At 68.9% G+C, this 18,903-nt stretch carries 22 protein-coding genes and 3 pseudogenes; 12 read left to right on the plus strand and 13 right to left on the minus strand.

The window, feature by feature from the left end; translation table 11 throughout:
* Window positions 1-82: 82 nt before the first annotated feature.
* Complete coding sequence (locus EDD30_RS38100) at window positions 83-970, plus strand: hypothetical protein (protein ID WP_071804230.1); 888 nt, start codon at window positions 83-85, stop codon at window positions 968-970.
* Between the two features lie 12 nt (window positions 971-982).
* On the opposite strand, the gene EDD30_RS01090 is transcribed toward EDD30_RS38100, so the two are convergent.
* Together EDD30_RS01090 and EDD30_RS01095 are read right to left on the minus strand one after the other, a co-directional pair.
* The gene (locus tag EDD30_RS01090; protein WP_211277726.1) at window positions 983-1,141 is read right to left on the minus strand and encodes a hypothetical protein; all 159 of its coding nucleotides are present in this window, start codon (window positions 1,139-1,141) and stop codon (window positions 983-985) included.
* Window positions 1,142-1,156: 15 nt separating this feature from the next.
* Entirely contained in the window at window positions 1,157-2,656 is a 1,500-nt protein-coding gene (locus EDD30_RS01095; protein ID WP_071804237.1) for a carboxylesterase/lipase family protein, read from the minus strand.
* 157 nt (window positions 2,657-2,813) lie between these two features.
* Between EDD30_RS01095 and EDD30_RS01100 the strand changes: the two genes are divergently transcribed.
* A complete protein-coding gene (locus EDD30_RS01100) occupies window positions 2,814-3,830 on the plus strand; it encodes an ATP-grasp domain-containing protein (RefSeq protein ID WP_084556232.1) in 1,017 nt (338 codons plus the stop codon).
* A 13-nt stretch (window positions 3,831-3,843) separates the two neighbouring features.
* Here EDD30_RS01100 and EDD30_RS01105 read toward each other — a convergent pair whose 3' ends face one another.
* Both EDD30_RS01105 and EDD30_RS01110 read right to left on the minus strand, forming a co-directional pair.
* A complete protein-coding gene (locus tag EDD30_RS01105; RefSeq protein WP_071804228.1) occupies window positions 3,844-5,076 on the minus strand; it encodes an MFS transporter in 1,233 nt (410 codons plus the stop codon).
* Window positions 5,077-5,131: 55 nt separating this feature from the next.
* The gene (locus EDD30_RS01110) at window positions 5,132-5,719 is read right to left on the minus strand and encodes a TetR/AcrR family transcriptional regulator (RefSeq protein WP_071804227.1); all 588 of its coding nucleotides are present in this window, start codon (window positions 5,717-5,719) and stop codon (window positions 5,132-5,134) included.
* A 487-nt stretch (window positions 5,720-6,206) separates the two neighbouring features.
* On the opposite strand from EDD30_RS01110, the gene EDD30_RS01115 reads away from it, so the two are divergent.
* Window positions 6,207-6,686: a replication protein RepA gene (locus EDD30_RS01115; RefSeq protein WP_170208242.1), complete on the plus strand. Its 480-nt coding sequence runs from the start codon at window positions 6,207-6,209 to the stop codon at window positions 6,684-6,686.
* 471 nt (window positions 6,687-7,157) lie between these two features.
* Entirely contained in the window at window positions 7,158-7,361 is a 204-nt protein-coding gene (locus tag EDD30_RS01120; protein WP_071803730.1) for a hypothetical protein, read from the plus strand.
* On the opposite strand, the gene EDD30_RS01125 is transcribed toward EDD30_RS01120, so the two are convergent.
* Together EDD30_RS01125 and EDD30_RS41865 are read right to left on the minus strand one after the other, a co-directional pair.
* Window positions 7,328-7,963 (minus strand): YfbM family protein, encoded by a 636-nt coding sequence (locus EDD30_RS01125; RefSeq protein WP_211277701.1) that lies wholly within the window; start codon window positions 7,961-7,963, stop codon window positions 7,328-7,330. The two genes, EDD30_RS01120 and EDD30_RS01125, sit on opposite strands and share 34 nt — an antisense overlap.
* Before the next feature lie 58 nt (window positions 7,964-8,021).
* Window positions 8,022-8,609 (minus strand): annotated as a pseudogene (locus tag EDD30_RS41865) (DUF7691 family protein).
* Window positions 8,610-8,948: 339 nt separating this feature from the next.
* Here EDD30_RS41865 and EDD30_RS01140 point away from each other — a divergent pair.
* Window positions 8,949-10,229 (plus strand): multidrug effflux MFS transporter, encoded by a 1,281-nt coding sequence (locus EDD30_RS01140; RefSeq protein ID WP_084556179.1) that lies wholly within the window; start codon window positions 8,949-8,951, stop codon window positions 10,227-10,229.
* Between the two features lie 19 nt (window positions 10,230-10,248).
* On the opposite strand, the gene EDD30_RS38625 is transcribed toward EDD30_RS01140, so the two are convergent.
* The gene (locus EDD30_RS38625) at window positions 10,249-10,587 is read right to left on the minus strand and encodes a hypothetical protein (RefSeq protein ID WP_170047165.1); all 339 of its coding nucleotides are present in this window, start codon (window positions 10,585-10,587) and stop codon (window positions 10,249-10,251) included.
* 31 nt (window positions 10,588-10,618) lie between these two features.
* On the opposite strand from EDD30_RS38625, the gene EDD30_RS01150 reads away from it, so the two are divergent.
* Window positions 10,619-11,029 (plus strand): hypothetical protein, encoded by a 411-nt coding sequence (locus EDD30_RS01150; RefSeq protein WP_071803733.1) that lies wholly within the window; start codon window positions 10,619-10,621, stop codon window positions 11,027-11,029.
* A 23-nt stretch (window positions 11,030-11,052) separates the two neighbouring features.
* Here the strand turns inward: EDD30_RS01150 and EDD30_RS38630 are convergent, their stop codons facing one another.
* The 3 genes and pseudogenes from EDD30_RS38630 to EDD30_RS01160 form a co-directional block, all read right to left on the minus strand.
* Complete coding sequence (locus tag EDD30_RS38630) at window positions 11,053-11,223, minus strand: hypothetical protein (protein ID WP_211277702.1); 171 nt, start codon at window positions 11,221-11,223, stop codon at window positions 11,053-11,055.
* Window positions 11,224-11,484: 261 nt separating this feature from the next.
* A pseudogene (locus tag EDD30_RS41705) lies at window positions 11,485-11,983 on the minus strand (hypothetical protein).
* On the minus strand, window positions 11,976-12,392 hold the full coding sequence (locus EDD30_RS01160; RefSeq protein WP_244945058.1) for a hypothetical protein: 417 nt from the start codon (window positions 12,390-12,392) through the stop codon (window positions 11,976-11,978). The pseudogene EDD30_RS41705 and the gene EDD30_RS01160 overlap by 8 nt, the downstream one beginning before the upstream one ends.
* A 288-nt stretch (window positions 12,393-12,680) precedes the next feature.
* On the opposite strand from EDD30_RS01160, the gene EDD30_RS01165 reads away from it, so the two are divergent.
* The 5 genes from EDD30_RS01165 (at window position 12,681) to EDD30_RS01175 (ending at window position 15,553) form a co-directional block, all read left to right on the plus strand.
* Entirely contained in the window at window positions 12,681-13,844 is a 1,164-nt protein-coding gene (locus EDD30_RS01165) for an IS110 family RNA-guided transposase (protein ID WP_071803735.1), read from the plus strand.
* Between the two features lie 84 nt (window positions 13,845-13,928).
* Window positions 13,929-14,390 (plus strand): IS110 family transposase, encoded by a 462-nt coding sequence (locus tag EDD30_RS39675; RefSeq protein ID WP_071803736.1) that lies wholly within the window; start codon window positions 13,929-13,931, stop codon window positions 14,388-14,390.
* An 18-nt stretch (window positions 14,391-14,408) separates the two neighbouring features.
* The gene (locus tag EDD30_RS39680; RefSeq protein ID WP_244945059.1) at window positions 14,409-14,678 is read left to right on the plus strand and encodes a hypothetical protein; all 270 of its coding nucleotides are present in this window, start codon (window positions 14,409-14,411) and stop codon (window positions 14,676-14,678) included.
* Entirely contained in the window at window positions 14,639-14,773 is a 135-nt protein-coding gene (locus EDD30_RS41870; RefSeq protein WP_394328220.1) for a transposase, read from the plus strand. Before EDD30_RS39680 ends, EDD30_RS41870 begins: the two co-directional genes overlap by 40 nt.
* A gap of 126 nt (window positions 14,774-14,899) precedes the next feature.
* The gene (locus tag EDD30_RS01175) at window positions 14,900-15,553 is read left to right on the plus strand and encodes a hypothetical protein (RefSeq protein ID WP_143162584.1); all 654 of its coding nucleotides are present in this window, start codon (window positions 14,900-14,902) and stop codon (window positions 15,551-15,553) included.
* A gap of 204 nt (window positions 15,554-15,757) precedes the next feature.
* On the opposite strand, the gene EDD30_RS01180 is transcribed toward EDD30_RS01175, so the two are convergent.
* Together EDD30_RS01180 and EDD30_RS01185 are read right to left on the minus strand one after the other, a co-directional pair.
* Window positions 15,758-15,952, minus strand: coding sequence for a hypothetical protein (locus EDD30_RS01180; RefSeq protein WP_071803739.1), 195 nt, complete (start codon window positions 15,950-15,952; stop codon window positions 15,758-15,760).
* 489 nt (window positions 15,953-16,441) lie between these two features.
* Window positions 16,442-16,918, minus strand: coding sequence for a hypothetical protein (locus EDD30_RS01185; protein ID WP_071803740.1), 477 nt, complete (start codon window positions 16,916-16,918; stop codon window positions 16,442-16,444).
* A gap of 454 nt (window positions 16,919-17,372) precedes the next feature.
* Between EDD30_RS01185 and EDD30_RS01190 the strand changes: the two genes are divergently transcribed.
* Window positions 17,373-18,551: a serine hydrolase domain-containing protein gene (locus EDD30_RS01190; RefSeq protein ID WP_170047167.1), complete on the plus strand. Its 1,179-nt coding sequence runs from the start codon at window positions 17,373-17,375 to the stop codon at window positions 18,549-18,551.
* A gap of 138 nt (window positions 18,552-18,689) precedes the next feature.
* On the opposite strand, the pseudogene EDD30_RS41875 reads toward EDD30_RS01190, so the two are convergent.
* Window positions 18,690-18,881 (minus strand): annotated as a pseudogene (locus EDD30_RS41875) (transposase); the annotation flags it as partial.
* Window positions 18,882-18,903 lie beyond the last annotated feature (22 nt).

An 18,903-nucleotide genomic window follows, 5' to 3' on the forward strand; every position in this document is an offset into this window, starting at 1 on the left:
CGACCATCCGGATCTGGGCTCCCCTGTGTGTCGAGCCGCAGTCCGGGTGGAGGCTCGACCTTTGCGCAATTGCGGGTGGGTCGTGAACTGCGCCGATGCGGCGTCGGTACTCGCCGCCGCCGCGCTGGTTCAGGTGGCCACGGTTCACCCGGCCGCGGCTGCGGACGCGGCCGTAACCGGTCTGGAGATCTGGAGCGCCAGTTCGACGAACGATCCGTTGTCGCAGACGGAGACCGCCGAGGCATTCTGCCCGACCAGCAAGCGGGTCATCGGCGGTGGCGGCGGCGTGGAGTGGTTCCTCAACGACTACACCCACGACGTCGTGCTCACGCGCATGCAGCCGGTACACCCGTTCACCGGCGCCGACAGCTTCGTCGTCACGGGTGAGCGGATCAACGGCGGCACCGACACCGACTGGTCGGTGAAGGCCTACGCGGTCTGCGCGGACCCGCTGCCCGGGTTGCACATCGTCACGGCGGCCAGCACGCCGTCGTCGGCCTCCAGCCAGCTCGCGCAGGCCACCTGCCCCGACGAGGAGGTGGTCGTCGGTACCGGGGCGTACATCTACGCCAACTCCAGCGGCCAGGTCGGCCTTCAGGTCATGCGCGCCTCGATGACGGGCAAGGTCGTCTACGCTCAGGGCCACGAGGACGCCGACGGCTACGCCAGCAGCTGGTTCGTGATGGCGGTAGCCGTCTGCGCCGACATGATCGACGGGTACGCGGTCAGGAACGTTCCCTCCGACGGCGACGACTCTGAGTCGAGCAAGGCGGCAGAGGCCACGTGCTTGGACGGCAGAATCCCGTTCGGCGGCGGCGGCGCGGTTGCATTCACCGCGCCGGGCGCGACATCCCTGCGCTGGGTCGCCCTTGACGACGTACTCGACGAGGTCCATGTGAGCGCCATCGAGAACACCCCGACGTCAACGGACTGGGACTACATCGTGGCCCAGGTCATCTGCGGATTCTGACCGGCGCCCCAACTAGGCGCCGCGCAGCGGTCGCCGGGCACAGGCCGTGATGACCGTCATGACCACGGCGGCGATCCAGAACGGAGTGGTGATCGCCCAGGCGGTCGCGAGCAGGCCGCCGAGCAGAAAGCCCAGCGCTGCCACGGCCGCCGCTCGGCGTCGACCGGTCATCAAGCCGGATGGTGTTCAGGCGTCGAGAAGCGGCAGCGGATCGAAGGAGTGGCCCCGCCAGAGGGCGCGCGAGCGCTCCTCGGGGTAGGGCACGACGGCCGAGGGACGGTCGAAGACCCGCGTCAGACGGTGCGCGACATCGTAGGCGGGCCAGCCCGGATCGCCGCTCGCCGCGAACCGAGTCCAGGCGGAGCGCATCTCCGCGGACAGGGCAACGGCTTCGGCGGTGGGCGGGTCACCGATGAGCATGGCGGGCTGGCCGGCGGTCAGGTTGCCGAAGACCAGGGGCACATCCAAGCCGTGGCATGCGCCCAGGACACCGCCCATTCCCGGAGCGGGCCACGCAAGTTCATAGAGGTGGGCCCGCCCACCGCCCGCGAGCTGCGCCTCGGCGAGGTGCAGCGACGGCATGCGGAACAGCCAGTCGGAGTGGACCAGCTCGTAGAGCCGGTCGGGGCTCGCCTCAGGATCGAGGGCGTCGTAACGACCCGGCGCGAAGATCGAGAGCGCCTCTGCGGCCTGGGCCGGCGTGACCCGGCCGAGCATGCCGGTCAGGGCGGTGAGCAAGCGCTGCTCGTCACGGGTGTGACCGGCCATCAGGTCGATGCCACGGCCGGCGCCGGCGGCCAGGGCCTGCCATGGCGTAGCCGGCAGGATGTCACCGTCGACCACCGGAGCGAACGGAATCGCACCGTGCGCGGCCTGGCCCCACCGGTCGCCCCGCGAATCGATCTTGGCGGCCAGCGAGTCCCCCGCGGCGCAGAGCAACGCCGGGTCCACTTCGGCCAGGCCGGCGGCCGTGGCACGAACGCCCAGCTCACCCGCGATGGCGGCGCCGATGTCACCGGCCAGGGCCGGTGAGAAGAACGGGCCCGGCACGCTCTGCGCGATCGCCCGGCGGAACAGGCCCGAGGCGCGCGGCATGGCCAGCAGCGCCGCCACCGAACCGCCACCGGCCGACTCGCCGAAGACGGTGACATGGCCGGGGTCGCCACCGAACGCCGCGATGTTGTCGCGCACCCATTCCAGCGCCGCGACCTGGTCGAGCAGGCCCCGGTTGGGCGGCGCCCCCTCGATCCAGGTGAACCCCTCCACCCCGAGTCGGTAGTTGAACGTCACGAGAACGACCCGGCCGTCGCGTACGAGGCGGCCGCCGTCGTATTCGGGCCGACCGGCCGAACCGAGCGCGTAGCCACCACCGTAGATCCACACCATCACCGGAAGCTGAGCGCCCGCACCGACGCCGGGCGACCACACGTTGACGGTCAGCCAGTCGTCGCCCCCATCGGAAGACGACGCATCACCGAGCACGTCGCTCTGCGGCGCGGCCGGCCCGAAGGCCAGAGCCTCCCGTACGCCATCCCATCCCTGCACCGCCCGCGGCGCCGCGAACCGCAAGGAACCGACCGGCGGCCGGGCATAGGGAATCCCGCGAAAGACCGCCAGGCCGTCCTCCCAGTTGCCTCGCAAGCGACCACCAGCGATGCGGACTTCAGGCGCGGCAATCCCCGTCATGAGCCGGATCATCACGCGTGCCCCACCCATCCGCCAGCCATATATGCGGTGTCGTCTGCCCGGTGGGTGGAGCCATGACCCTGACGCCGACCCTGGGGTGCCTCAGACTGAGAAAAAGGCGGCGACGGGACGCCGGGTGATCGCCAGAATGGCCATCATGATCGTTGCCCAGTCGGCCCCCGAGTTCCTCGTCCTGCCACCGCGCCCGAACAGCACAGCGGAACTGCTGGCCGACGCGGCAGAACGCCGCGGCATGGCCGTGGAACGGTTCCGGACGGGCGGCGTGCCGCAACGGCTCCGTGGCGCCACCGGCGGACATCTCTACGGCGGACCCCGGTTCGCCGGCACCGTCGCGGACGAGCTCGATGTCGCCTTGCTCGAGCCTGCCGACGACTGGTTGGTGGGGTTGCCCGACGAGTTCGTCCGACGCGACATCGTCCTGACGTCTCTGGGCGAGGCCCGCCGCTCGCGTGCGCCGATGTTCGTCAAGCAGCCCCGCGACAAGACGCTGCCGGCCGGCGTGTACGCGGACGGGAGCCGCCTTCCCGGCGCGGACGCCCTCCCGGCGGACACGCAGGTTCTGGTCAGCGATATCGTGACGTTCGCGGTCGAGTACCGGCTCTTCGTGCTGGACGCGGCGGTGTACGCGGCCAGCCGATACGCCACCTTCGGCCGGCTCGATCCGGCGCCGCTGGAGAACGGCCCGCACGAGTCCGCGGTGCACGACTTCGCCGCTACGTTGCTCGATGCCGGCGCCGAAGGCCTGCCCAGCGCCGTCGTCATCGATGTCGGCCTGGCCAGTGACGCCGACCGCAGTGACGAACACTGGGCGGTGGTGGAGGCCAACATGGCGTGGTTCAGTTCGTGTTACGCCGCCGACCCGGCCCGAGTCCTCGACGTGGTCCTGCGCGCCGCCGGGCCTCGCCGGCGTCTGACGTCACGGGACCTACCATTCGTCCGCCCGCCCGCCCGCGCGCGGAAGCGGACGATCGATGATCGGTCCCGTGCGCGCGGGCCGGTCGAAGGCCGCGAGGGCGCACTCACCGGCGCCGCCGTGACCGTCAGCGCCGCGCCGCGAGGCCGGTCGACCGGGTCGCCGGCAGCGTCGAACGGCATCCGGACGTCGTCCGGTGCCGACGCCACGCGCCATGGCCGGGTCACCGGCCCGTCCTGATCGAGGTCGAGGTTCAGGCGCTTCGGTGGGCGAAGACACGGGCGAGGACGAAGGTGGCGGTGCCGGCCACGACCACGGTGAGCAGGCCGACGCGCAGGCTGGTGAGGTCGGCGACGAAGCCGACCAGCGGTGGGGACAGCAGGAATCCGATTCGCAGCAGCCAGCTGACGATGGTCAGGCCGGTTCCGTGGGGAATCCCCGGGAGTTCGTCAGCGGCGTGCATGGCGGCGGGCACGAGGGTGGCGAACCCGAGTCCGGCGAAGGCGAACCCGGCCAGCGCGGTACCGACCGACGGCACGGCCAGTGCGGCACCCATGCCGACAGCGGCGAGCGCCGCTCCGACGCGCGCGACCGTACGCTGGCCGAAACGGTCCACGACGCGATCGCCCGAGAGGCGACCGATTGTCATGGCGACCTGGAAGACCACGACGGCCAAGCCGGCGACGGCGGCACTGGCGTGCAGGCTGGTGAGGTAGAGCGCGCCCCACGAGGCGCCGGAGTCCTCGACCAGGGCGCCGAACGCGGCCAGCGCACTGAGCGCGGCGAGCATCCGCACGGCGGGAGCGCCCCACGAGCGCCGGCCACCGTGCCGGGCCGGCGGGGCACCCGGGTGGCCGTCCGCGGCGGCGAGGTCCTGCGCCTCGGATTCGCGTTCGGCGTCCTCCGGGCCGGGCAGCAAAGACCGGTAGGCGATCAGAGCGACGAGGCTCCACGTCGCTGCGGAGATGCCCAGGTGGATGCCGAGGGGGATGTCGAGGCCGGCGGCGGCCGAGCCCATCAGGCCGCCGATCACCGCGCCGATGCTCCATACGCCGTGCAGCGAGTTGAGGATGGACCGGCCGTAGAGGCGCTGCACGCGCAGGCCGTGGGCGTTCTGCGCGACATCGACGATCGCATCCAGGGCGCCGATCACGAACAGCACGGCGCCGAACACGGCCCAGTGCGGCGCGAGCGGGATGGCCAGCGTCGCGACGGTGGTGACGACGATGCCGAACGCCGCGACGCGGGCGGAGCGGAAGCGGCGGATGGCGGCGCCGGCGAGCAGCCCGGCCACCAGCGCGCCGATCGAGTAGCCGGCGATGGCGGTGCCGAGCACCGCGTTGCTGATGCCGAGGTCGGCCTTGATCTGCGGATAGCGAGGGACGACGTTGAAGAACACGGCGCCGTTGGTGAGGAACACGGCGGCGACGGCCGCGCGTGCCCGGCGTGCCTGCCGGCTGGGCGCGGCCGTGGTGGAGGTGGACAAGGCGAACCCTTCGCAGCGGGACGGAACGGGCGGGACGAAATGAGGTGCCGAAAGGTCAGCGCAGGTAACGCTCGATGGCGTGGCGGATCTGCCGGGCGGTCATCGGCTGCGTCGACAACGAGTTGTGCAGGGTCAGGCCCTCGATGAGGGCGTCGACCTCGCGGGCGGTGGCCGGGTCGAAGTGGCGTTCCAGGGCTCGCCGGCTGCGCTCCATCCATGCCTGCGTGACGGTGCGCAACGTGGGATTGCGTGCCGCCGCCGCGTACAGCTCCACGGTGAGCACGAGGTCGCGAGACGAGCCGAACACGTCCTCGCTGACCAGGGTGATGACCGCCTCGATCGCCTCGTCGCGATCGACGGCCGCGGCCAGCCGCTGATCGAAGACGGCCGCCACCGACTCGGCGTGCCGGGTGAACGCCGCCACGAGGACCTCGTCGAGGCCGGTGAAGTGGTAGGTCATCGACCCCAGCGGCACGTCCGCCGCCCGGGCGATCTCGCGATGCGTGGTGCCGGCCACCCCGCGCTCGGCGATCACGGCCAGGGCGGCGTCGATCAGCCGGTCGCGCCGCCGAGGGTCGTGCCGCCGCGCCCGGCGAGGCCTGGGCGGCGTGGGCGGCGCACTGGTCGCGGTGGCCTCACTCATCGCGCCTCGATGGTCCTGGAGCGCCCATCGTCCTACCCATCATGTGTACGAGCGTACACATGATGGGTCACGGGCCTTCGCTCGCCCGTGGCCACGCGCTCGAGCAGGTGCACCACTCGGGACAGGGCCACCGAAGCGCAGGACGGTCCGGAGCGGCTTCGGGTCGTCGTGCTCCAGCGCCCAAAGAGGTAGGAACTCATCCCGCGCCCGATGCGGCGTACACCATAACTGTCATTATGGTGTAGCAGGGATTATGTCCGATTTTGGATTATCGGATTACTGGTAATGGCAATCCGCTAATTCGAGCGCGAGTTTGCGCGGGGACGCTGCGTGAGGCGACCTAGTCGGCTTGCCTCTTCTCCACGCTCAGGTCATGACTGTTGCGGTCATGAGTGCTGCCGGTATCAGCGCCGTGGCGACAGCGGCGAGTTGGGCGAGCCGGCGCGGGCCGGGCCGGCTCAGTTCGCTGAGATCACCGCCTCCAGCCATGAAAGAACTCGGCCTGGCCGCCTCCGGCGGCCGCACCGGATCCAAGACCCTCGTCGGTGAGCAGGTTCGGCGCCTGGTGCGCGCCCAGCTCGTCGTCGAGCACGACTTCGACGACGACCCGCGCTACCTCACCGACGAGGGCGCCGGCATGCGCATCGCCCGCTCGTGGAAGGTGTGGTGGGACCGCAGCGGAGAGAACCCAACCCACCCGGTCGAAGGGTCGTATATCGAGCTGTCCAGGGACTTCTACGACGAGATCATCGATCACTCGTTCCCGCTGAATCTCGATGCCCTGCGGATATTCGGCGACAGCGCACTGGCCATGGACCTGTACGCCTGGCTCACCTACCGACTGCGGCAGCTCACCAAGCCGGTCACGCTCACGTGGGAACAACTCACCGCGCAGTTCGGCAAGAACGGCCTGCCCGAATGTCGGTGCCCCGAACCGCGCCCGCAGCCGCGCGGTGGCCGAGAGTAAGCGCAACATTTTGGCCCAGCTCCCGACCGTGCTGGCCGTCTATCACCCAGGCGAAGGTCGAGGAGACGAAGTTCGGCCTGGAGCTGCGGCCAAGCCCGCCGCACGTGCCTGAGCGCGGAATGCACGGGTTGCGGCGCGCTCAGGCCGCGGCCAGCCTGCCCGCACGCCGGACCGCCGCCGCAGCAGCGGACGAGGCATCTCCGGTGCCAAGCCAGCCAGACCGTTGCCAGCGGAGCACCCGGTAACCAGATGGCCAGCGGTCGCCCGTTCAGTAGGCCGCCGCATGACCAGCGCGGGTCAACTAGCAGCCGCCCGTCTCGGTGATGATGGATGAGCCCGCGGCGCACCAGCGATCGGCAGATGACGAAGCGGCTGGTAGGTACCTGGCGGTGTGTTTCGTGGCGGTCGATCAGGTATCGCGCAGTTCGCCAGCCGTTTCCGGGGCCGCCGACCCTTGCCTAAACTGGCCGCATGCGGCAGGCGTTGAAAGACCTGACCGTCTCGGACCACTCCGAGTGGTTCGGCTTGGGCCCGCTCGCGCTGGCCGTCGTGGCCGGCGTCCGCGCCTTCGTGGCCGACGAGCCCTTCGCTCGCTGGGCCTGGACCGCCATCGCCGTGATCATGCTGATCCTCTGCGCCGTCTACGTCATCTGGACGAGGAAGAAGCGCACCTGAGACCTGCATCCATGTCGCTGATAGCGGCGATGTGCACGGGTGCAGGGCGGCGCAGCCGCGTCGACGCCGCCGGCGGCCAGCCATCCCCTGGATCGCCTGGTCAGGCAATCCAGCAGATGACCGCGTCGCCAGAGGCTGCGGCTGCGGAGAGGAACTCCTTGACCCTCGACAGTCGCGAGACCGCCCAACGCAGCTCGTCGGGGCTGTCCCACGTTGGCGGGGTAGACCCCGGTCCGGGCAAGCTCGGCCGGGTCGACGTCGGCAACCAGGTCCTGCTCGGTGAGCGGAACCAGCGCCTGCGCTGCCCGGACGACCTGCATGGGGGTGAGGTACTGCGGAGGGCCGTAACCCCAGTCGGGGATGTCGCCGGGGTTGAACGGGAAAACCTCCTCACCGCGCACGACCGACACCGGGAAGCCGCGGCGGCGCAGCAGGAAGTCCAGGCCGTCCCAGGTCTTGTCCAGGTCCAGCAGGCGCTGCCGCCGCACGGTCGGCGGCGAGACATCCTCTTGCTCGGCCAGCGCGGCCGCCCACTCCAGGTCGCTGACAGCGCGTTGAAGCTCTGCCGGGGAGACCCGCAGCCAGTACCCGAGCATGCTCATGCGACACGATCGTAATAGGCGATCGTCAGCACGATCGGCGGCCGGGAGGGCCGCGGGGTCAGGAGTAGAACACGACCAGGTCGCGCTGCGCCTGACGGCAGGCGGTGAACCATGCGTGCAGTTGCTCGGCCGCCGCCCGCCACCGCGGCTCGGCGAGGATAGGGATCGCGTCGGCGTACTGCCGCTCGGCCCGCCCCCATTCCTCGCGGGTTACCGTGCCCACTCCTGGGTGCCCATCGGGGTACGGCAGCTCCACCGGGGGCTCGAAACCGGTGAAGTCGTCGGGCAACACCGTGCTCACTTTGGCGACGCGCAGAGCACTGCTGAGCTACTGAACGCCGGTCATCCCGCCGGGGATCGGCATAAGCCCACGGTTGGCCAGCTCGGTGCCGGCGTAACCACACAGCACCTGCAAGGCGTAGGCGTAAATTTGGCCGAACTCCTCATCCATCTGCTCGCTGCCCCCATGACGCAACGCCTGCGCCACGGAGGGCGCGCCGTCGTCAATGTCGTCGGCAAAGTCCTCGTCAAGCTCGCCGATCAGGTCGCTCATCGCGGCGATGACGGGTTCGACGTCGACGCGACCATCGACGAAAGCGCCCAGCCGTTCGAGGTCTACCTGATATGCCGTGAACCCGTATCCCACATAGCCACCATAACTTGATCAATGCGCCGGCGCCTGCGGTCAGCCTCGCTGACGGCCCTGTCCCCCGCGGGGGTAGCGCCGCGTTCTCAGTGCTTCTCCGCCTGCTCAGGCCGGTAACGGGCCGCCGTCCGATCACGGCGATGGAGTTGGGCGACACAGCCTGAGTTCGGCCAGGTGAAACCAGTGGGAACCAAGCGCGCCGCGGTGCGCTGAACCGCCGGTCGCGATGGCGCGCAAGCACAACATCAGCCGCCCGGACGCGGAACCCAGATCTTGTGACGGTGGTTACCGTCGCGGCCCGAACGGAACAGTCCGGGCGCCCGACCTCTTATCGCAGTCGTGGCTGTCACCGAGACCGTAGCTCCGCCCGACGCTGACCTCTCTCCCGGAGAGCTGCTCCCCGCGGGGCGCCGCTTCCGGGTCGTGCTCGTGCTCGGGCTGCTCACGGCCCTCGGCCCGCTCACCATCGACATGTACCTGCCCGCGCTGCCCACCATCACCGACGATCTCGCCGCCACCGCCGCCGCCGTCCAGCTGACGCTGACCGGCACGCTCGTCGGTATCGCTCTGGGCCAGCTGCTGGTCGGCCCGCTCTCCGACGCGGTCGGGCGCCGGGTGCCGCTGCTGGTCGGCGTCGGCGTCCACGTGCTCGCCTCGGTGCTGTGTGTGGTCGCACCGACCCTGGCCGTCCTCGGTGCCCTGCGTGTCGTGCAGGGCCTCGGCGCGGCCGCGGCGTCGGTGGTGGCGATGGCGATCGTGCGTGACCTGTTCAGCGGCCTTGCCGCGGCGCGCCTGTTCTCCCGGCTCATGCTCGTGGTCGGCGTCGCGCCGATCCTCGCCCCGACCATCGGCGGCCAGGTTCTGCAGTTCACCTCCTGGCGCGGCGTCTTCGTCGTGCTCACGCTCGTCGCCGCCGCCATCCTGGCGTCCGCCGCGGTCGTGGTTCCCGACACTCTGCCGGTGGCGCAGCGCCGCAACGGCGGGATCGTCGGCACGTTCCGCGATTATGGCGGCCTGCTGACCGACCGCGTCTTCGTCGGCCTCATCCTGGTCTCCGGGCTGGCGATGGCGGCGCTGATCGCCTACGTGAGTGGCTCGTCGTACGTGCTGCAGGACGGCTTCGGCCTGAGCGAGCAGCAGTTCGCCTTCGTCTTCGCGGGCGGCGCGGTCGGCCTGATCGGCGCTACCCAGTGCAACGTACGGCTGCTGCGCCGCTGGACGCAGCAACAGATCCTGGCCGGCTCGCTGCTGGCCGGGCTCGCCTCCGGCCTGGTGCTGCTGATCCTGGCGGTGACCGAGGTCGGCGGCCTGGTCGGCATCCTGGTGCCGCTGTGGCTGGTGCTGGCCATGGTGGGGCTGGTCATGCCGAACGCGCCGGCCCTGGCCCTGTCCCGTCACGGCGAGGTGGCCGGCACCGCGGCCGCCCTGTTCGGCGCGGTGCAGTTCGGCGTCGGTGCCCTGGCCGCACCCCTGGTCGGTGTCCTCGGCATCGGCGCGGTCGCCATGGCCGTCGTCGTCTTCGGCGGCATGCTCGCCGCCGCGCTGGTCTGCTTCCTGGTAGTCCGGCCGCACCGCCTCCCCGCCGAGCAGGTGGAACCGGTCGCGGTCGCCGGTCACTGACCGGCCGGCGACGGCGGAGCTAGCGGGTCCGCCGGGAGCCGCCGGTTCGTGGGCCGAGGCGCGCACTGTGTAGCAGCGGACCCGGATCGGTGAACTTTTCGGTCAGATCCGCGACCTGCAGGCCGAATGGACCGAGGAGACCATCCATCGGATCACCATCGAGAACGCCACTCTCAAGCAACGCGTCCGCCAGCTCACCGCCGACAACCGGGCCCTCGACGAACGACTCAAGGCCGCCCGTTCCCACCTTCGATTCCAGGATCGACGCGTCGCTGACCTTGAAGCCCAAATCGCAGGCAACCTGAACCGGTAGTGGGAGTTGCCGCTCGCTTCGGTGATCAACGAAACTGCTGGTCACCGGAGCGGGTCATATGCCAGGCTCCGGCCCTATGGAACCCCACAACGAGCAGGCCGCAGGAGAAGTCCTGCATCAACGCGGCTGGCGCAAGGCATTCACCGTCCAAGAGATGGTCGACAAATGGGCCTGGCTCGTCGATAAGGTCGAGGACGGCTACAGCGACCTGGTGGACGAATACACCAACGACCTCTACAGCCGGAACTGGCTGCACGAGGCGTGGCCAATCCTTCCCGACCGTGTAATCCTCCTACGGACCCCACAGATCAAAGCCCTCGACGACCGTTTTCGGGCCGCCACCGTCTTCGACGACGGCATCTCGTTGGCACAGTTCCACCGGATCAGCGGATTCGATCCCGTCACAATGTGGTGGTGGCGGCGTCACCCTCGCCTACTCGTCGGCGATCTCGGTCGCTCTCTCCGCTCAGCTGGCGCCACCGACTGATCCTCACAGCCGGCTACCAAAAATCACCTGGCTAGCGGCTCCGCCAAGAGAACCACTCGATCAGCCTCGACATCGAAGCCGAGCACCGGATGGCCATAGCCGAACTCCGAATCCATCAGCACCGGCTTGCCCAAACGTCGACCGATCTCCCGCAAGAAGCCACAAAACACCTCAAGGCGCTCCTGGCCCTGCAAGGCCCGAGACTCCCGAAGCTACGGCGAACCGCAAGGTAGGGGATCTTGATTGCCGGTTGGGATGGGGGTCGGCCGACCCGTAGACCTTGGGTGCCGGTAACGAACGTGCCACCAGCCGGCAAATAGTTGATCTTGCAGTTATCGCGGACAGTTACGGAGAAGCGTTGTCGCTGCTGTCCCGTTTGAGGGTCCTTCACCGGGCGCTCGGCGCGGGGTCTCTGCCGTTGGGTGTGACCTTCGCTGATAAGTGGCGGTGAATCGTTACGGCTTGGTGGCATGCAGTTGTGCCGTGCGGCAAGCGCGCACGGTGGCCCTGAGTTCCTCGATCGGTGGGCCCCAGCCGCCCTGCCAAGCGTCCTCAGTGCCGTAGAGCTGCCCGAGGGGAAGGTCAATCACACCGTCGTTGTAGTCGGTCTGCCTCACGATTTCTTCGACCTGTTGCGCGACCCATCGCTCGCCTGCTCGTCCGGACAGGCACATCTCGGCCAACTCTCGGAAGGCTTCGTTGGCGGCTGCCACGGTGGTGGTTGGTAGGGCGACGCCCAATGTCGGCCAGGGCATCCGGGAGCAGGTCGGTGACCGCATGGGGGTCACGGCCGTTGAGCCCGGCCAACTCCCGCAGCGCTTGGCCGTCATGGCCGTCTGCGAGCCACTGCGCGGCCCACCAGGGAACGCGTTCGGTGGGTCCGACGCCGAGCACCAACCAGGCCGCCACCGTGCTCGGCAGTGGAGTTTGCCGGTCGTGAGGTTGCTCAGTCATCGGCTGCCACGATCAGGGTCAGGACGCGGTTCGCACGGTCGATGAGTACCAGCTCGTGGAAATCGTTGTGAACGCCGCCCCAGTCGTGGAAGGCGCCATGGCCCAGGTCTCGGAGCTTATACACCCGGTCTGCGGTGCGCAGCCGTTGGTACGCCTGCTGCTCCAGCACAGGTCGCAGATGCTCCGGAAGCGGCGCGACTTGCTCGGCCCAGGCTCGTAGGTGCCGCTCGGCGGCGTCGGTGTCGATCGAGTCGTAGCAGGCGGGCGTGATCCGCTCGCGCCAGTACGGGCCATGCCGTTCGGGGCTACCCTCGGGATCGCTGCCCGCATGATCGTCTCCGTACAGCTCATGGGCGATCAGCGCCGCCAGGATGGCGCCTGGAGGCCCGCCTCGCCGACCCAGCACCATCCACGTGATTCCGCTCCTCTACTTACTCCGGGTTACCAGGAGAAGCGGGTCGACGCCCGGATCGCGGCTACCTATTGAGTGATTGCACGACCGCAGCCCGGCCAGGTTGGGTCGAGGTGACCGGTGGAGTCGCTCTCATCGCGGCTGCCCACCGCAGTTTGGTGTGGCTCTCATCTGGCGTGCGCCCCGCCGGTCACCGCGGCGGCGAGAGGCTCAAGAGGGGACTGCCCAGCTCAAGGTAGCGCTGCCCTCCCGTCGACAACCGTTGTCGAATCGAGGGAGGACACGATGGCCCAGGTCATCATCGGCGTGGACCCGCACAAGCGTTCCGCCACCATCGAGGTCATCACCACGCGGGAGAAGACAGTCGGGCAGGGCCGGTTCAACACCGACCGCGTCGGTTACCAAGCCATGCTTGCCGCCGGCCGCCAGCACAAAGACCGCCTGTGGGCGGTCGAGGGCTGCAACGGTATCGGCCGGCACGTCGCCCAGCGCCTGGTCGCAGACGGCGAAACTGTCATCGATGTGCCGGCGAAGCTGTCCGCCCGGGCACGGGTGTTCGCCACCGGGCAGGGCCGCAAGACGGACCCGGTTGATGCCCGCAGCGTCGCGGTAGTCGCCGTGCGCACCGAAGGCCTACGGCGCGTTGTCACCGACGACACCACGGTCGCGTTGCGGCTGCTGGTCGACCGCCGTGACCAGCTCGGCCGGGCCCGCACTGAGGTGGTCTCCCGCTTGCATCACCTGCTGCTCGAACTGGTCCCCGGCGGCGCGAAGAAGGACCTTTCCGCTCAGCAGGCCCGCGCTCTGCTCAACACCGTCCGTCCCCGCGCCGTGGTCGGCAAGACTCGCCGCTGGCTCGCCTCGGAATTGATCCACGAGCTTGTCGTCATCGACAGGAAGATCAAGATCGCGAAACAGGAACTCACCGAGCTGGTCAGCAGCACTGGCAGCAGGCTGATGGACCTGACTGGCATCGGGCCCTCTGGTGCAGCCCGACTGCTCGGCGACATCGGCGACATCGTCCGGTTCTCCAGCCGCGCTCATTTTGCCTCGTGGAACGGCACTGCACCGATCGATGCCTCGTCCGGCGAGCAGAACCGACATCGCCTGTCGCGCGCGGGGAACCGGCGCATCAACCGGGCGCTGCACATCATGGCCATCGTCCAACTGCGCCGTGACACCGAAGGCCGCCGCTACTACCGGCGCAGGCTCGCGGCCGGCAAAACCCCGATGGAGGCCCTACGCGCGCTGAAACGGCGTCTGTCCGACATCGTCTATCGGCTGATGGTCGCCGACGCCAAGCTGCTCAGGACGGGTCCGGGAGGACACATGGGGGCGACTTCGAAATCCAGCGCGGCCGACCCGAACCCCAAGATCGACACTTCGGAAAAGTCACTTCCCGGACCCGCCGAACCCCACTTTAGAGCACCGCTGCCCACCACCTCTTGATGGCATGAAGGAGCGGGGCCTCGCTCCGCGTGACTCCCGGCGGGATGCTCGGGGTGCTCACGTCAAACGACGAAGGAGGCCCCTGTGTCAGCAGCGTACGACGAGCAGCAGTACGTCGGGATCGATCTGCATCGGCGCCGGTCGGTGATCGTGCGGATGGACCAGGCCGGGCAACGGCTGGAGAGCAAGCGCATCGACAATGACCCTATGGCCTTGGCGGCGGAGATCGCGAAGGCCGGAGAACATCCGCAGGTGGTGCTGGAAGCGACCTACGGCTGGTACTGGGCCGTCGACGTGCTGCAAGACGCCGACGCACAGGTGCACCTGGCCCATCCGCTGGGAGTGAAAGGGTTCGCCTACCGGCGGGTCAAGAACGACGTTCGTGACGCCGCCGATCTGGCGGACCTGCTGCGGATGGGACGGCTGCCCGAGGGGTGGATCGCCCCGCCGGCGGTGCGGGAGCTGCGGGAGCTGGTGCGGCACCGGGCGAAGCTGGTGGCCTGGCGCAGCGGGTTGAAAGCCTCGATCCACGCGGTCCTGGCCTAGCAGGGCCTGCATCCGGTGGTGACGGATCTGTTCGGTGTCGCCGGGCGCCGATGGCTGACCGCGGCGCCGTTGGACACGGCGTATCGGCTACGGGTCAACGCCCTGCTTCGGCTGATCGATGCCATCCACTTCGAGATCCGCGCGGTCGCCGGACCGCTGCGGGTGGCGTTGGCCGACCACCCGGGGTTCACCGCGGTGCAGGCGGTGCCGGGCGTGGGTCCGGTCTCGCGGCGATCTTCGTCGCCGAGATCGGTGACGTCACCCGGTTCGCCACGCCGGCGCATCTGACGTCGTGGGCAGGGCTGACGCCCAAGCATCGCGAGTCCGACACGGTCGTGCATCGCGGGCCGATCACCAAGCAGGGCCAGAGGGGTGCCAAATGAGCGCGCACCGGTCCGCGGCCCTTGAAGGCATGACTTGGGCGCCGTACCGCTGTGGCATTGAGGCCAGGGCAGTGTCTCGCGCTGGCTGGCGGCTGCCTGTTGCGCGCGCCCGGCATGATCGTTTGGATGTTGTTGGTGCTGATACTAATCGGGCCGATCTTGCTGCTCTGGCTGGTCATGTCACGCGAGCCGCGGATGCGGTGGATCATCGCCGCGAGCCTTGCCGGTCAAGCGGCGATCGCAACCATGCTCGTTCACTTCTTTCCGGGGGGCTTCTTCGAGATCTCCCTGTCGGTCCTGGTTCTGGCCCTGGCGACCGCTCTTACCGGCCGCCTTGTCGAAGGGCGCCGGCTCGGCCCTGCACGGCAGGCCAGGGTGAGCGCAGCGACGCACCTCCTAGCTGGCTGGTCGTTAGTGGCACTGCTTTGCGGCGCGATTCTCTGGCGGCCGGCGCCGTTCTTCCCGGCGACCGGCGGAGTGCTGCCGTTGCCCGATGGCCTGCATGCCACAGTCCGTCCCGCCGACGATGCAGACTGCGGCTCGCAATCATGTACGCGGACGATTACGGTCACCGGTCGCACCGGGCAAGCCGATAATGATCTCTATAACGAGGTGAAGCGGCACGTCAAAGAGCGCGGATGGGGCTCAGGGTGTCGCCCCATCGGATGGCTGCTGAACCAGACCATCGAATGCGTCGGACTCGCTGTGACAGAGCACAAGGTGATCATTCACCTCTCTGGCAGCGCGAACGACTCATCGCACAGCGCAACCATCGGCTAACAGACGCACTCTTCTCGGCAGATCCGGATGTTGGCGGACCCGCCCACCGTCACGTCGCGTAGCCGACGAATTTCAGGTGCGGGGCCATCCGTCCCATCTGCCGGCCGCCCTCATCCTGACGACCACCCAGACGGACTACAGCGGCTGCCCCCACCGCGCCGTCGTGGACATGTAATTTATGTATCGCCGCAGGTCAGATTCGGTTCACCGGCTCCGGCGGTCGGTAAAGAGATCCAGCGCCCATTCACCCATCCGGAACTGGATCCGAGTGTGCTCACGCATCAACTCGCGCCACTCGGTCACGATCTGCTCGTAACGGGCCTGCGTCACGTTACCGATCATGGCTGGCATCACTTCACCACCCGAGGGCCGCAGCGCGGCGTGGGCCGCCGTCAGCAACTACGGTCGATACTCGTCCAGGTTGAACCGCAGATCAGCTAGGTCACAGTCCCTCACACGCGGTCACCCATCCGCCCGACCCTGCCCGAGGGACCGCGCCCGCCACGCCCGAGTCCGACACCGCGGCGAACAGAACACCGAAGACACCGGCCGGTCAAGACCGACCACCCACTCAGCGCCGCACTGCAGACACCCCACCCGCTGATCCTGCCGCGCCGCAGCGATCCGCGTCCGGCTCCGCCGGACGTACGCCAATGCCGCGATCGGCACGCCGTCGAACAGAACACCATGGACGCGCGCGCCTTCCCCGGCAACCCCCACCACAGACCGGGACACCGCCGCGTTGCCGGCTCCACCGGCCCCCGGCCGGCCCCCGGCCGGCTGCGGCACCAGCGACGACCAACCCCGAGCACGACGCGCGCCACCGATCATGCCGCGAGCGTACGACCAACCCAAGGGCGATCTTGAAGTTCAAGGACGGGCACTCAGTCACTCCCCGCCTCCGGCCTCCCCGCCTCCGCCTACGCCCTTGGTCCATGAGTCGATGACCACGGCGAGGATGAAAGCCTGCACCGTGAGGGGCAGACCCGGCAGCTCCGCGGCGCCCAGGTCTCGACGCCAGAAGCTGGCTCGCTCCACCCATCCCACCCACACAGAGCCGACGTGCACCTGGTGCGCGGTACCCAGCAAGTTCGGCGACAGGTGGTAGGTCTGCCCCTGCGCCTCGATGATTTGCCGTCTGCCTTTCCCCCTGCTTGCCGTAGCGAGTCTTGTGCCGTGCGCGTCGAGCATGAAGCACCAGTCAGAGAACCAGCTAGGGCTGCGGACCTGATAGCAATGGCCCTGAAGCTCAAGGTCACCGCCGAGCCTGTAGAAGCGACCCCTCCAGACGCCGATTGGCTGGTCGTCGATGGTGAGCTCATACCGGCTGTGCCAGGTGCGATCCATCTTCCTGGCCACCAGCACGTCATCCAGCGTAGAGATCCTCCAGTGCCTTGGTGTCGTTCTTGCCAAGACACGGCGCCAGCCGGATACCGCTCCTCGGATCCGGACGCTGATACCCGTTCGTCCAGCTTCCGCCCTGACGGCTCCGGCACCCGTCCGAGCGTCGTCGCACGGCTCGCTACTGGTTTGAGGTTCAGAGACGGGCACTTAACCGGCACACCGCCACCCGCTACGACGTGGGGCTCATGCTGGTCACCGGCCAGGCGCATCAGCGGCCAACCCACCACCAGAAGGGCACCAAACCCCGCCGAGCTGGTTAAACGACAAGTTGAGGGTGGGGAAAACCCCACCCTCAACGGGGCGCACACCCCAATGACGGCGCGGCCCGGCCACGGAAACCTGAGATCTGACCACCAAGGGGGCACCAATGCTGTGCCCTCGGCAGAGTGGCGCCGGTCCGAAAGGGGAGATGACGGTGTTCGATGCACGATGGGTCAGCAGGCGGTGGTTCAAAGCCGCGGCCGCGGCGGTCATGGTCGTCGTGACGGTTTCCGTCGGGCACGTCGCGTGGGGCGGCGACGCCCCGCACGGGTACGGGCAGGCGCAGTTGCAGCGGGACCTGGACGCGATCCGCGACACCGGGGTGTCCGGGGTGTTCGCCGAGGTCCGGTCTGGCCAGCGCCGGCTGAGCGGCACCAGCGGCGTGGCCGACTTCGACGCCGGCGGCGCTGTCGATCCGGACGGGTACTTCCGGATGGGCAGCAACACCAAGACGTTCGTCGCGGTGGTCGTGCTGCAACTCGTGCGGGAGCGCCGCATGTCGCTCGACGATCCGGTCGAGCGGTGGCTGCCCGGCGTGGTCACCGGCAACGGCAACGACGGCCAGGCGATCACCGTGCGGCAGTTGCTGCAGCACACCAGCGGCCTGCACAACTACGCGGAGGACCTGTCGCAGCGGATCACCTCGGTGGCGGAGTACCAGAAGCTGCGGTTCGAGTCGTTCGCGCCGGACCAGCTAGTCGGTATCGCCATGGCGCACGCTCCGAAGTTCGCGCCCGGGCAGGGGTTCAGCTACTCGAACACGAACTACGTGCTGCTCGGCATGATCATCGAGCGGGTCTCCGGTCGGCCCTGGAACGTGGAGGTGCACAACCGCATCGTGCGGCCGCTGGGCCTGCGCCACACCATCGCACCCGGCGACTCGGCCGACCTGCCGGACCCGCACGCCAGCGCCTACCTGTTCCTCGACGCGCAGACCCGCGTGGAGACCGCCGACGCCGCGGTCAACTGGTCCGACGCCGCCGGGGCGCTGGTCACCAACGCCGACGACCTGAGCCGGTTCTGGAGCGCCATCGGTCGTGGGACGCTGCTGCGGCGCGCCGAGCAGGACGAGATGCGGCGTACGGTGCCCGCCACCACGTTCGAGGAGGACCAGCCCGGCACGCGGTACGGTCTCGGCATCCAGTGGACGCCGCTGTCCTGCGGCGGCGGGTACTGGTTCCACGACGGCGACGTGCCGGGATTCAGCACCAAGAACGGCGTGAGCGCCGACGGCCGCACCACCGTCGTGATCTCGATCTCGACGAGCGCCGACACGCCCACGCACGACGCCGCCTGGAAACTGATCGACAACGTGATGTGCCGCCGCCTCTGACGGTGATCGCGTGACAAGCCGGGCGCCGTCGTGGCGCCCGGCCCGCCCGGTCGTTCCCGTGGCTTCAGGGCCTCCCGGTAAGTCCGTCGAGGAACATCGGGACGGAATCTGGCCCTAAGACCCTGGTAAATAAGGGGTTCAGGTGTGTCGGTGGCGGGCGAGGCGTCGGGTCATGATGATGATCATTGCCCATTGGACCATCGCTGCGTGGTGCTGCGGTAGGCGTTCGTAGTCGCGGACGGTGCGTCGGCAGCGGTTGATCCAGGAGAAGGTCCGCTCGACTGCCCATCTGCGGTGCAGGACGATGAAGGTGGTCTGCCTGGCTGGGAGTCGACCAGCGCGGCGGTGGGTT

It is taken from the genome of Couchioplanes caeruleus (assembly GCF_003751945.1).
GTDB classification, from domain to species: Bacteria; Actinomycetota; Actinomycetes; order Mycobacteriales; family Micromonosporaceae; genus Actinoplanes; species Actinoplanes caeruleus.